This is a genomic window from Methylophaga sulfidovorans (assembly GCF_900114205.1).
In the GTDB taxonomy this organism is placed as follows: Bacteria; Pseudomonadota; Gammaproteobacteria; order Nitrosococcales; family Methylophagaceae; genus Methylophaga; species Methylophaga sulfidovorans.
In genome coordinates, this window is record NZ_FOSH01000004.1 from 227,625 (window position 1) to 240,768 (window position 13,144).

The 13,144-nt window shown below is 44.7% G+C and carries 11 protein-coding genes and 1 pseudogene; 3 read left to right on the forward strand and 9 right to left on the reverse strand.

The genetic code is table 11. The features are described from left to right. Positions 1–290: 290 nt before the first annotated feature. From BM232_RS04935 to BM232_RS04970, 9 genes are all read right to left on the reverse strand, one after another. On the reverse strand, positions 291–1,244 hold the full coding sequence (locus BM232_RS04935) for a hypothetical protein (protein WP_091712064.1): 954 nt from the start codon (positions 1,242–1,244) through the stop codon (positions 291–293). Then, positions 1,241–2,302: a VWA domain-containing protein gene (locus BM232_RS04940; RefSeq protein WP_091712065.1), complete on the reverse strand. Its 1,062-nt coding sequence runs from the start codon at positions 2,300–2,302 to the stop codon at positions 1,241–1,243. Before BM232_RS04940 ends, BM232_RS04935 begins: the two co-directional genes overlap by 4 nt. 6 nt (positions 2,303–2,308) lie before the next feature. After that, positions 2,309–3,088 (reverse strand): MotA/TolQ/ExbB proton channel family protein, encoded by a 780-nt coding sequence (locus BM232_RS04945; protein ID WP_091712066.1) that lies wholly within the window; start codon positions 3,086–3,088, stop codon positions 2,309–2,311. A 3-nt stretch (positions 3,089–3,091) separates the two neighbouring features. Beyond that, on the reverse strand, positions 3,092–3,232 hold the full coding sequence (locus BM232_RS14875) for a hypothetical protein (RefSeq protein WP_177207252.1): 141 nt from the start codon (positions 3,230–3,232) through the stop codon (positions 3,092–3,094). Between the two features lies 1 nt (position 3,233). Then, positions 3,234–5,240 carry a PEGA domain-containing protein gene (locus BM232_RS04950; protein ID WP_091712067.1) on the reverse strand — a complete coding sequence of 669 codons (2,007 nt, stop codon included), beginning with the start codon at positions 5,238–5,240 and terminating at the stop codon, positions 3,234–3,236. Continuing rightward, entirely contained in the window at positions 5,227–6,669 is a 1,443-nt protein-coding gene (locus BM232_RS04955; protein ID WP_091712068.1) for a hypothetical protein, read from the reverse strand. The genes BM232_RS04950 and BM232_RS04955 overlap by 14 nt, the downstream gene beginning before the upstream one ends. An 8-nt stretch (positions 6,670–6,677) precedes the next feature. Beyond that, complete coding sequence (locus tag BM232_RS04960) at positions 6,678–7,913, reverse strand: hypothetical protein (protein WP_091712069.1); 1,236 nt, start codon at positions 7,911–7,913, stop codon at positions 6,678–6,680. Next, positions 7,903–8,529, reverse strand: coding sequence for a hypothetical protein (locus tag BM232_RS04965; RefSeq protein WP_091712070.1), 627 nt, complete (start codon positions 8,527–8,529; stop codon positions 7,903–7,905). The genes BM232_RS04960 and BM232_RS04965 overlap by 11 nt, the downstream gene beginning before the upstream one ends. A gap of 245 nt (positions 8,530–8,774) precedes the next feature. Continuing rightward, positions 8,775–10,097 (reverse strand): PQQ-dependent sugar dehydrogenase, encoded by a 1,323-nt coding sequence (locus tag BM232_RS04970; RefSeq protein WP_091712071.1) that lies wholly within the window; start codon positions 10,095–10,097, stop codon positions 8,775–8,777. A 570-nt stretch (positions 10,098–10,667) separates the two neighbouring features. Between BM232_RS04970 and BM232_RS04975 the strand changes: the two genes are divergently transcribed. The 3 genes and pseudogenes from BM232_RS04975 to BM232_RS14765 all read left to right on the forward strand — a co-directional run. Further along, entirely contained in the window at positions 10,668–11,411 is a 744-nt protein-coding gene (locus tag BM232_RS04975; RefSeq protein WP_091712072.1) for a hypothetical protein, read from the forward strand. A 224-nt stretch (positions 11,412–11,635) separates the two neighbouring features. Then, the gene (locus BM232_RS04980; protein WP_177207253.1) at positions 11,636–12,745 is read left to right on the forward strand and encodes a Fic family protein; all 1,110 of its coding nucleotides are present in this window, start codon (positions 11,636–11,638) and stop codon (positions 12,743–12,745) included. A gap of 160 nt (positions 12,746–12,905) precedes the next feature. Further along, positions 12,906–13,144 (forward strand): annotated as a pseudogene (locus tag BM232_RS14765) (hypothetical protein); the annotation flags it as partial.

Sequence of the window (13,144 nt, forward strand, 5' to 3'; positions counted from 1 at the left end):
TGACGAGTAGCACAACTTTGTCTGGATAACGGCTGGTTAGTGTTTGATTCGTGGCATCCATGCCACTCACCCTTTGGGCGCCTCCGGCGTCCAAATTTGTTCCAGACAAATTTGTGAGCGTAGCGAGTTTTAACCAGACACCAGACAAAGTGAGCAACGCAGTGGAGCCGTAGGCCAGCAAGGTGGGGTGCCCTAGGGTTGTTAGGGAAATGGGCAAGCATTTCCCTGACTCGCCACTAAGGCGAAACTAGCGCTGCCCAACCTACAAAACATCACTTTGATTAAATACCTCAACGAGGGAGTGCAATAAATGTCCCATCATTTTCTTTGGTCATCTCACGCATCAGTACACTGAAACGGTCTGTTGTACCGGGTGAGATAAACCCAATGGCATGGATTTTTGCCAACCGTCTGCCTGATGGCAGTTTTTTATTTTGCTGGGTAATGGCATCAATCACCGAGTCGTAACTTGAGCCAGTGTAATCATCACCAAACACATAAATCGAGGTGGTGATATTGGCTTTGGCATATTTTCTTAAGGCGGCGGTTAAACCTTCTACCGGGCTGGAGTTGGAGACTGCATTCCATTTTTTAAACAGTTGAATCACGCTTTTCCGTCTGGCAGGTGTGTCTGGCATCCATTGACCATCGTAGCCAGAAATCAGCGGTTGTCCCATATCATTGAGGATTTGAAAGCCTTTCACTTGTGGATGGATATTCAGCACATTGACAATTTCCTGAGACACTTTGCCCCAGATATTTTTCATACTGCCTGAGGTATCGACGATAAACACCACATAATCACTATCAACAGGAATACCGCCAACATCTTCGTCACGGGTTTTATTGGGTTTTTGGGGTGTGCTTAATGAGGCTTGTTTTAAACGTTCCTCCACTAAGCCCAGTCCGGCAATGCTTTCGGCAGTGGCCGCCTGTTTTTTGTTTAAGGCATTTAATTGCTGTTGCAAGGCTTTTGATGCGGCAGCGGTGGATTGTTTTTGTTCTGATAAGGAGGCAAGCGCTTCGAGTTTTTGATTCATTTCCTGCTGAATCTGGCTGACTGAATTTTGTAAGGTGACGAGCTGCGAGAGCATGGCACTGACATCTTCTGTACCAGCAGTGGGAGCCACATCAACATCGGTTTTTGAGATTAGAATCAGCATCACCACCGCACCAAAACCGCAGGAAATAATGTCCAGAAACGACAGGCTGAAAATGTCGATACCTTTATCGCGACGCCTCATGGCCAGTTGCTCGCCGGGCTGATTAATAAACCATCCGAGCTGGATGCCCAGGCCCAATATTCATAGGCTGCTTCAGGGTCGCCTTCCAGTGGCAGCAAGATCACATTCTTCTTCGCCTGGGTCAGACCGCTTTCATTGATAGTCTGTCGAAACAGACGTTTTCTGCACTCACCTGAAATGGTTTTGGCATTACTGGTCAGTGAGCTACAGCCAGAAAACGGATTCAGGCTTTTATAGTTCGAGTCACCTTTGGTTGGCAAACCATCGGTAATCACATAAATATCTGTCGGAGACAGCCTATTAACGGTAATTAAACCTTCTTGCAGATTGGTCGCGCCGGAAGGAACCACTTGATTCAAGCTGCTCATAATGCTGGACACACTGGCATTAGTCGCTGACATCCAGCCAGTACCACCCAGTTGTTTAGCTTTTTCACTATATGCGATAACGGCAATCTGACTGTTCTTTGGTGCCCGTGCTAACAGCCAGGCAACCACACGCTTGGTGCGTTGCCATTTGGCGGCTGAGATTTTCGCCTTATCAGAACTGCTTTTGGTTTTAATAATATCGAGCAGTTTTTCATTGGTCATGGAGGCGCTGACATCGACTAACACAGCAATTTTTTTGCCTTCCATTTTAAGACCAAGCAGGTAATTCTCTTCATTGACCTGCTGTGTTTCGACTAGATCTTCTTTTTTGGGGACTTTGATTTCCGTAATGCTTTTCTTCAGTTGGTCAAGATTCGACTCTGCTGTCTGGATTTCACTGTTTTTGTTGTCGAGAGCGGCACGTTGTTGTTGCAGATTCTGGCTTAACGCAGACAAATCAATATTTTCATTTTTCAGCTGTGCGCTGAGTTGATCCAGGCCTTTTTGGGCTTCATCACGAGCTTGTTCCAGACTGCTGATATCCTTTTTCAGATTCTCTGTTTCAGAAGGTGAGGACTCAATATTCTGTTTGACCAACATAAAAACCAGGATCACCGCACCCAGCCCACAGGACATAATATCCAGAAAGGCGAGGTTTAATCCTTCAGCTTGTCGGTTTTTACGGGCCAATGAAAATCACCGTATACGACGAAGTAAATACTTATCACAATAATCCTGCGTATCGACGATCTGGCTGTCTTGCAGGCGTTGCAGCTGATGGAATAGAAACATCATAAAGATGCTGATCAGTAAGGCCACCAGTGTCGAGTTAAAGGCAATGCCCAGACTGTCTGTCATCCCTGAAATATCGCCTGCCAGTGCTTTATCGGCTTGTGATAAAGCTTGACCGATACCACGGACGGTGCCGATAAACCCAATCGACGGAATTGCCCAGATCAGATAACGAATCATAGTATTTTCAGAATCTTGTTTAACGGCTAAGGCTTCCAGATTACTTTCAATGGCATCGGATAGATTTTGCACATTATTGGTAGAGCTATAGCGCCATAAAGAGGAGCGTAAAGTTCGCACCAACGGTGATTGCATGCAGTCAGCAGGAATTTCGGTATCAAGGCGATGAATAATCGCATTCACATCCAGATTATGTTTTGTCTCGGTGTCGTCAGCTTGTGAATCGGCGTCTTTAATCAGATCCACACTAAACAAATACTTGGTTTTGAGAATACTTCGATAGGCGCTGAGAATCAGATAACAGCCCCAAAACATAAGAATAAAACAGATTTCCTGTTCATAATCTTTGATGATGACGGTAATGTCGCGTGGTGCAGTCTGTCCCTGACTCAGAGCAAACTCAATTAGTTGAGCCGCTTCTGGGCGAACATAACCAATGTAGAACAAATGCACGACAACAATAGAAATCAGTAATGCCGCAAAGCTTTTCAGCATATCTTTCATGGTTTAAATATCCACAGGAAAGGAAACAGGGGAGTTCAGACTAATGATGGGTTTGCCGGCATAGACATTTTTCACCATCATCAATGCCAGCAGAAATAGGGCAATGGATAATACAATCACCAGCGATTTTTTTAGTTTTGCCATATTAATGACCTCCGTAAACAAAGCGACCCAGCCGGAATCCAATATCATCTCTAGCCTGGCTTGCGCCATCGCGGTATGACGCTCTTAATTCTGAAAGTGTGCCTGAGCGCCAGTTGGCGCCTTTAACTACATGCTCATCGCTGAGTGTTGTATCCAGCGTTTGTGCATAAGAATGCCCTTGTTTGGGTACAGTAAGTGAGTAGCTGTCATGTGTCCATTCACTCACATTACCGCCCATATCAAACAGGCCTGACAGTTCTCGTTTCATCGACATTACTGGCGCCACACCAGCATAACCATCGTTATAACGTGGCACATAATGCGTCACAGAGCCTTTTGCTGATTCATCAGCAATATTGACGGCTTTAGGTGGAATCGTTTTGTCATTTCCCCAGACAAAAATCGTTTGAGTAGGGCGAGCGGCTTTTCGGGCTAACCACTCCCATTCAGCCTCAGTCAGCAAGCGATAACCATCCGCTTGATCATTGATGTGAGTGACTGCATTACCGTTGATTTTATACACCGGTGTTAAACTTTCTGCCTGACTTAACCAGTTGGCATAACGTACCGTATCTAACCAGCTGACTGAGGTGGCAGGCAGGTTAGGGGTGCCGCCATGGCTTTTATCAAACTGTGCATAGGATTGATTAGTGACTTCATGCACACCCGCATAAAACGGCCGGTTAATCGTGACTTTGCGGATAAACTCATTGGCTCGTTGCCCAGGTTCACTGCGTTCTGCGCCCATGATGATGGTGTCATTCGGTGTAAATAACTGCATCTCGTCACCGGCACGAGTTTTATAGTGTCTGGGTGCTTCTTGCAGGCGGGCTTGTTTTTCGGTGAGTAAATTTACTGAAACACTGCTGGTGGATTTTGCTGAGGGCATGATGGTGCGAGTCTCAGAGCGATAGCCTGCCAAATCGAAACGAATCGTCTGTGGCAACGCATCCAGCGTTAGTGTCAGTGGTGTCTGTCCGATGGTTTTGTTATTGATAGTCACTGAAGCTTGAGGCGTGGATTCAATCACCACTTTACCCATTTCTTTTTTCAGGCTGAAGTTAAGCTTAGTGCTTTCACCTTGTTTAAGATTGACGTGTTGGGATTGTGAAAAATAGCCGGGTTTTTTATAACTCAGCACGGTGTTCTTATTAGCCTCGATTTTGACGACATCGGCGACTGGTGTATCAATACCATTTACCGTTAAGGTGCCACCCACCGGTGATACGCTGAGACTCACTCTGGCGCGTTCTGCCGGCAGTCGATACTGTCTGCTGACGTGCTTTGTTCTTTGGGTGATGTTGATAGAATCCGTAACAGTTTCAAAGCCTGCTTTTTGGATTTGCAGCGGATATTGACCGCCGGGCAGTGATATTGATAGAGGTGTCTGGCCGACCTCTTTTCCTTCTATGCTGACCTTAGCTCCAGCGGGCTGGCTGCTGAGAGATAATTCGCCAGTGATGGGGGTAAAGCTCAGGGTTTTTTCAACAATATCACCCGGTTTCAGCGTGTAGTTTTTAGTAACGGGCTCAAAATAGGGGTGACTGGCCGTGATGTTGTAATCACCCTGTTCGAGTTTTGTTGTAAACGTATTGCTTATAGCAGTGAGGTTTTTGTCGACATACCAACTGGTTTTATTATCTTCGAGAGCTGTTTTCAAAATGATTTCGGCAGGCAGCGGCTGTAAGGTGATTTGTGTCACTTTGCCAAAGCCGGATTGGGAGATAAGCTGAGTGGCCGTTTGATATCCTGGTGCCGAAGCTTCTACTTCTGCCGAACTAGAAAGGCTATATAAATGATGATCAATTATCAGGGCAAGGCCACGGCTGACATTTAGCTGAGCATATTGACTGATGGATTCAGGCAATACCTGAACCGGTGTGGCTCTGGAAGTGATTAACGCTGCGGCAACGAAGCTGGCCACCACGATAAAACCTAAACCCAGCCATAACAACATTCGACGTTGTTGTCGTTTGGCAGCTTCAATTGCCTGATTAAATTCGCTCATCTGCAATCACGGTGACCTGGAAGTCGCTTCGGTTGAGCGGTATTTGCACTTCAATCAGTTTGGAACGATATCCCTCACGTTTGCCCTCAAAGGAATAGGTGCCGGGTTTGAGCTGAATCGTTTTGCCAGTGGTTTCACCGACTTTACCCACACCCCGCACGGAGACAAAGGTTTTACCATCAGAAATAACATTCACGTTCACTGGGGTGTTCACCGCATTGATAGTGGATTTCAACTGTTGAGCTATTTTTGCCAGAGAAGGGCTCTGAGCACTAAAAGACTCAGCCTGAATCACATTAATATCGGCAGTGGCTTTCACTGCGGGATTGCTCAGACGATAAGGATTTTGTAATAAGCCCTGAATATTCTGATTGATTTCGACAATCCGTTTGGCCTGGTTTAAACGATCGATAAGGTCTTTATTTGAAGGGCGTTCTTTTAAGGCGGCGTTTAATTCCTGTTTGGTCGCATCCCAGTTATCGGCTTTTTGTGCCTGGTCAGCAGCGGCAACATGTTGCTCAAAGCGCAGCTGTGATTCCAGTGTTGCCAGCGATGTACTGACTTCTTTATTTTCAGGGCGAGCCGGATAAATTTTCTGTGCTTGCTTGAGGGCTTGTCTGGCTTTTTCAGGTTGCCGTTGCTCAATGGCGTTATACGCCTGAGATATCGCTTGATTAAATCGTGACTCAGCCAGTTGCGTACGCAGCACACTGGCACGTTGTTTCATCTCTTCCCGATCCGGTTCGATTTTCAGTAAATCTTCAATCAGAGACAGCTCTTTGCTCGGCTTATTTTCATTTTTGGCAACACGAATCGCCTCATTCAGCTCCACAATTTGTGGGATGTTTTCTATTTTCTTTTCCAACACCTGAGCGTCTGCTGAATCAGCTTTGTGAATAAGCGCCTTATCTATCGCCAGACGGGCACTTTGATAATCATAATTATCATATGCTGCTTGTGCGTCTTTCATGGCTTTTTCAAAAGCGGTTTCACTGTCAGTCAGTGTTTTCTCAGCGGTTTGGGTCAGGGTATCAATCGCCTGTTTGGCTTTAGCATATTGACCAGCACCAAAGGTATCCACGGCGGTTTGTTCCTGACTTTTTAAGGTATCGGCCAGTGTTTTATCCCAGCTGTCGATATCGATTTTTTCCAGCTGCGGTTTCAGCGTATTTTCATAAAAAGAAAAAGCATCCAGATAGGCTTGGCGTAATGCGGCGACGTCTTCTTCGTTTTTGGGTTCTTCGATTTTTTGTGGTGCGGCTTGTGTTTCTGGCGGTGATTCTTTAGTAGGAGTACTGTTAAAGCGAACATTGTTAAGACTAAACAGTACCAGTCCTGTCACCACAATGAGTGAGAGAACAATAATCACGCCAATCAGCAGGCGCTGTTGTTTCGCCTGCTTGGCTCTGCGGATTTCTTCATTGATCATGACGGATATTAAAGCGCTTTATCGGGTGTTGATTCAAGCTCATACATACGCGCCATAAAGGCTCGCCATTGTTGAAATTGCTGTTCCATATTACCGGTCAGTTTGGTGCTTTGATTATCAAACTCAATCACCTGAGGTGACATTTCCAGATCCAATGACTGGCCTAGCTCATTGATCGCATCCTGATGGAATTTAGCTTCCTCGCGAGAAGTAATACCACTGGTGACTAACACCGCACCGCCAATACCGCCGGCGATGGTGGCCATATCTCTGCCTAAGGTATTGTTATTACGATTGCCATTAGAGCCGACGGCCACCGCTGCTGCAATCAACAAAGCACCACCAATAATCTTCATCAGACTTTCATTCTGTGCTTGCTTTTGCAGTCTCAGTTCTGTCGCGCTGGCTTTTTGCCAGGTCAGGTAGCTGTCATTCATTTTCTGAGAAAAAGCGGCGTAGTTGGGCTGCAGATTATCAACAAATAATTGTTCTTTTACGCGAATCGCTTTTACACGTTCATAAAGTGGATCAGCTTCACTTGGCATGCCTTTGAGCTTAATCGGGGTGGAGCTGGTATCCATATATTCATCAAAGGCTTTGTCGTTAAAGCTGGCGCCAAAACGTAAATCGGCAATATGTTTTACCGTGCTCAGCTCTGAAGGTTTTTGTTTCAGTAAGGCTTTGACGATATCGGCAGCCGCTTTATTAAATGCCGGATCATAAGGATCTTTATCGGTATTTCTGGGGTTTTTGTAAAAGCCATCACTCACTTCGTAATCAATATTGTCATCCAGCCACTGTTTGCCACTGGCATCGATGACATTCATATCAAACTCCACTTCCAGACCGTTTGATTCGACAATTTTGCCTAATACATACAGATCACCAGAAGCCGTTTTATCAGGCGTGACTCTGACAGCACCAAACTTACCGGTATCATCGAGGGCTTTTTTCAGTTTGTAAGCAAAACGATTGGCTTCTGCCCGACGTAATTCCGGCCATACACCTTCTTTTTCGTAATTGGCCGCCTTGTCAGAAAGACCGGGCGAGAACACTGGAATAACCACATCCATTTTCGGGCCGCTGTATGCCGTTTTTGACATATCTTCACTAAAGCTCGAAGACGAACGCGGTCCGACATTTACACCTGAACCGGATGTGGTGGCACAACCTGTGAGCACATGCAGCATGACCAGCAGGTAAACAAGGTATTTGGATGGTCTTCTAAAACGGTCAATGTTCAACGTTCATACCCTTATATTTTCTGTATTCATCCCAGAGTTTTTTGCGTATCTCTGGATCCGTTTCTGCTTCTGCGGCGACACGAATCTGAGCGGCAATCGCGTCATCATTATCCGCGGGAGGAATGTCTTCCGGAATCTTACCATTTTCAGCTACATTGCCTGAGGCTGATATCTCACCTGAAGCGGATTCTGTTGATTCCTGTGTGTTTGCTGCAGTAGCGGTTGCATCGTTAGAGGGGGCTTGTTCTGTGCCTTGCATAGTGTCACTGGCAACAGACTCTGTACCACTGGCACCGCCTGCTGAGTTGCCATTTCCTGCGTCGCCACCACCGTCAGCACCTGATCCAGATCCATTGCCACTATTAGATGACGATGAATTAGAAGAGATGGCGATTTTACATAACTCAAAGCGATTAAGAGAATCACTCAGTGCCTGTTCCATACGCGCCAGTTTTTCTGCCCGGGTCAACGTAGGATCATCCAGATAATCGACACTTACATTCTCACAATCCGGGCCGTTATTTGCTGATTCATCCGCCAGGCTCAGCCCGGAATAGACCATAGAACTCGTCATCAAAGCGAGTAATAAAGAAACAGAAACAGGCTTTTTTCTCATCGTTGAAAAAGCTCCCGAAGAGGTTCATTGATTAATGATAGCTATCTTAAAACGATAAGACAGCAAAAAGCACAGATCTTTCCTGAGCGACTATGAGGTATAGCATTTTTAAGGTTATCGAATGGTTAAATGACAGCTTGCGGTGAATAAGGTGATTAATCACCGCATAAAGTTTGGCATTACCTAAATTCTGACCCTATTAGTTTTGTTATATCAATTAACAAAACTAACAGACTGACCGCTTGTTAATTTTTTTCAGGGCTAACACGCCATACCGTATTACCGACATCATCTGCCACCAGTAAGCCACCCATTTTATCGACGACAACACCGACCGGACATCCTCTTGCATCACCATTTTCGTCCACGAATCCGGTTAAGATTTCCTGAGGCAGACCATCAGGCTTACCATTCTTAAACGGTACAAAAATGACTTTATAACCGCTTAACGGTTTTCTGTTCCAGGAGCCATGTTGTCCAATAAAGGCACCATTGCGATATTTATCTGCTAGCAAATCAGCATTATAAAACGTCAGGCCCAATGAAGCGGTATGCGCGCCCAATGCATAATCGGGTTTGATGGCTTTTTCCACTAACTCAGGTCGTTGAGGTTGCACTCTGGTATCCACATGTTGTCCGTAATAACTATAAGGCCAGCCATAGAAAGCACCGTCTTTTACCGAGGTCATATAATCCGGCACCAGATCACTACCAATTTCGTCACGTTCGTTAACCGTGGTCCAAAGTTCACCAGTCTGTGGCTGCCAGTCCAGCCCATTTGGATTGCGTAAACCGGATGCAAACAGACGTTTTTCACCCGTTTGCAGATTCACTTCCAAAATTGCCGCACGATTCTTTTCTGCTTCCATGCCGTTTTCACCGATATTACTGTTTGAACCCACGGTGGCATAAAGCTTTGTGCCGTCCTCATTCGCAATAATATTCTTAGTCCAGTGATGATTAATTGGTCCACCCGGTAAATCTGTCACATGCTCTGGCTTAGCCGTGATTTGGGTCTGTCCTTCTTCATAAGGGAATCGCACTATCTCATCAGCATTGGCGACATAAAAATCATTGCCAATCAGTGCCATACCAAATGGGGAGTGCAGATTTTTTAAGAACACATGCCTTGTTTCAGCGACACCATCATTATCGTTGTCACGAAGTAAGGTAATACGATCAGCACTGGGTACCGCTGCACCGGCATCTTCTAATACCATGCCTTTAATCCAGGATTTAATACTCCAATCCGAGTTTTCACTTTTCGGTGCATTTGACTCAGCCACCAATACATCGCCGTTGGGTAAGATATACAACCAGCGAGGATGATCTAAATCCACAGCAAACCGATTCACCATCAGACCTTTAGCAGCGGTGGGTTTGGCGTCAATCGGCCAGCCTTTAGCGGACGCAATATTTAAGGTCGGGATAAGTGAGGTTTCGGGTGCAACTAATACCGGATCAGGCCCAAAATCAGCCTGTGAAGCAATTTTAGACGTATTGCCACAACCACTCAGGCAGATGGCTATGATAATCATCGCGGCGGTGTATTTATATTGGTGCTGCATAGTGTGCTCCTTACAATAAAAGCTAAAGCGTTAGCTCCATTTGAGAAAATCAATTTCAGTTTAACAATGTCGACTTAGTCATCGAATTGATGTGGGTTAAAACGCAGACTTACATTAACTTAACACTGTCGTCATATTTTGAAGTGACAATGAAATGATGTAAGAGCGACCATTGGCCACAAATTGATAATTCACCATAAAGAAACAACAGTAATTTTCACGTGAAGACAGAGCGGTAACATCCGGTTGGTGAAACCTTGATATGCAGCTCAACACAATTGAACGTTGATTAGCATGACAAACTATGGAATATTTAACCAATATAAACAGCTTCTTACAGCTACTAAAGAGTGTGAAAAGCTGTTTGCAAAAAGGACGCTTACACCATTTGGAACGGATACCTTGCTACTTCATGGCCTCTTCTCAGAAAAGTATCTATTTCCAATTTGATCAAAAGCGGGCCTCATAAACCACTGTTATCCAGCCACAAATTAAGCTGAGAATGATAATCCAATCCAAGCAACTTAACTTTGCTTACCTAAGCCACAACCAATATACATGGAGTAATAGATGTTCAAGATGATGTTCTTATTTGTGTCAGTTCTTCTCAGTTTTTCTGTCTTTGCAGGAGGTACAAAACCAACTCTTTCTAGAGAAAGCATAGGAGATATTGAGGGGATCCTTAAGGATGAAAAAACATGGGCTGCTCATGAGCTTGTTGCAGAGCAGAGTTACCGCATGAAAGTCGATCACCCCCTCAGTTTAGGCGTGTTCAACGTCAAACGTCCCTTACCTATTCAATTGACTTTTCTTAAGAAGGAAGATGCGGGGACAGCAAACTGCAGAGCCTATTTTCTTGATAAAAATTTTTCAGCCAAAGAAGCTAAGTCATTTTTTGAGCAGCATGCAGGCTCGAAGCTAAAGTTATTAAATGGTCAGCTAGTTAAGCTCACAAGCACTGGTGGTTCTGCCAGATGGTGCAAATTTACTGACTATAAAGTACTGGCAAGCAAAAACGAGCGAGAACAGGCAGGGCAGAACAAAGCAACTGAGGATAATGCTTATCAATTTGAAGGCACGATAAAAGTCCTTGTGGCTCGATTGCACCCTTCAAACATGATTATGCGTCAGCTAAACGCAGGGGATATCACACAGAAAAGTCTATTTGAACGTTGTGACAAGACGCTGACGATAGCTCCACCTCTTGCTTCACACATGAAAGGGCCTGCATATATGAATAAAGAGGCAACAGTTCATGTAACGATAGAAGGTAGGAAATGTGTCGCGACAAGTGTTGTATTTAACGCTAAATAATTGATTGCTGTTGGTGAAATAGCAGCGAAAATGAAATCAATGACTCTGACTCTATTGGATTTCTGGCAAATGCTTCTTGCCAACCCTATTTATAAACAACCACTGGCGAAAAACTAACTGCTTGCGGTGAATAAAGTGGTTAATCACCGCATTAAATGCAGTGAATAAGCTTGTTCTTGCGGTGAATAAAGACTATTATCACTGCATAATTTGCGGTGATTAATATGTGGATATACCAACACAACAACTGGCCTGACTTTTCGTGGAATGCAGATGTCCTAGCTGTCAAGCTGGCTGATATTCGTCATCAGCAGGGCCGTTTACTTGGCAGAATGGAAGCGATCGGCTTTGACTTGAGAAGAGAAGCCAGCCTCAGAACATTAACTAATGATGTGGTGAAGTCTTCAGCCATTGAAGGTCATACTCTAAATCCTGAGGAAGTACGTTCCTCCATTGCTCGTCGTTTGGGTATGGATATTGGCGGTTTGATTCCAGCTAGTCGTGATGTTGAAGGTATCGTGGAAATGATGCTGGATGCGACACAATTTTTTTCCAAACCTTTAACAAAAGCACGTTTGTTTGATTGGCATGCAGCACTTTTCCCTACAGGGCGAAGTGGTATGCACCACATCACCGTGGGTGATTGGCGCATAGTTGAGAATGACCCTATGCAAGTCGTCTCAGGTCCAATCGGAAGAGAAAAGATTCATTTTGAAGCGCCAGCCGCTGAAAAAGTGAATGTAGAAATGAGCACGTTTATAAAGTGGTTTGAGAGTAAATCTGCTATCGACCCTGTTATCAAAGCCGGCATTGCTCATCTCTGGTTTGTCACTATTCACCCTTTTGAAGATGGAAATGGCAGGATTGCCAGGGCGATTGCCGATATGGCATTGGCAAGAGCAGATAAGATGCCCGAGCGGTTTTATAGCCTGTCTAATCAAATTGAGAGTGAACGTAAACACTACTACGCACATCTCGAAAAACAACAACGAGCAACACCGGATATCACAGAATGGCTAAGCTGGTTTTTAGATTGTTTGGGCCGGGCTATTACCAATGCAGATGAAACGCTAAGTAATGTGTTATTTAAAGCCAGATTATGGGATAGAGTTAACCAAAACCCGGTTAATGAACGACAACGCCGTATTATCAACCGTATGCTTGAAGATGATTTTGAGGGACACATGAATACCTCTAAATATGCCAAGCTGGCTAAGTGCTCAAACGACACAGCATTACGTGATATTCAGGATTTAGTTACACGACAACTCTTTATACAAAACCCAGGCGGTGGACGGAGTACGAGTTATAGGCTAATAGGCGAGATAGATTAGGAAGGTTTGTTTTTCAAGAAGTACGACCCTTTGATTTAATTGTAAGGTACCTACTCTAAGCAAATAAAAAATCAAACACTCTGACCCTGAGCTATCCCCACAAATAATTACTAATAATCAATGGTCTAGTTGATACGTTAGGGAACATTCATGGCATTTGGTGATCAGATCTATCGCCAAACAAATACAACCAGCCGAAAACACCATGAATGTTCATCCTATATTGAAGAAAACAATGTCACTTGTCACGCCTGATATGCATTCACGCCGAAGGTGTGCATTAACCGATGCCATTGACAGTCTATTGAACGGTGCCTCAGCTACCGTCACAGCATTGGGAAGAGGCATTGCTTCTCCAGCAAAAGAAAAACATCGCATAAAGCGAGCAGATAGATTACT

What these genes read in the sequence shown, in the direction of transcription:
- BM232_RS04955 (WP_091712068.1), bottom strand. Translation starts at nt 6,669, where the DNA reads ATGATCAATGAAGAAATCCGCAGAGCCAAGCAGGCGAAACAACAGCGC.
- BM232_RS04945 (WP_091712066.1), bottom strand. Translation starts at nt 3,088, where the DNA reads ATGAAAGATATGCTGAAAAGCTTTGCGGCATTACTGATTTCTATTGTT.
- BM232_RS04965 (WP_091712070.1), bottom strand. Translation starts at nt 8,529, where the DNA reads ATGAGAAAAAAGCCTGTTTCTGTTTCTTTATTACTCGCTTTGATGACG.
- BM232_RS04970 (WP_091712071.1), bottom strand. Translation starts at nt 10,097, where the DNA reads ATGCAGCACCAATATAAATACACCGCCGCGATGATTATCATAGCCATC.
- BM232_RS04950 (WP_091712067.1), bottom strand. Translation starts at nt 5,240, where the DNA reads ATGAGCGAATTTAATCAGGCAATTGAAGCTGCCAAACGACAACAACGT.
- BM232_RS14875 (WP_177207252.1), bottom strand. Translation starts at nt 3,232, where the DNA reads ATGGCAAAACTAAAAAAATCGCTGGTGATTGTATTATCCATTGCCCTA.
- BM232_RS04975 (WP_091712072.1), top strand. Translation starts at nt 10,668, where the DNA reads ATGTTCAAGATGATGTTCTTATTTGTGTCAGTTCTTCTCAGTTTTTCT.
- BM232_RS04935 (WP_091712064.1), bottom strand. Translation starts at nt 1,244, where the DNA reads ATGAGGCGTCGCGATAAAGGTATCGACATTTTCAGCCTGTCGTTTCTG.
- BM232_RS04980 (WP_177207253.1), top strand. Translation starts at nt 11,636, where the DNA reads ATGTGGATATACCAACACAACAACTGGCCTGACTTTTCGTGGAATGCA.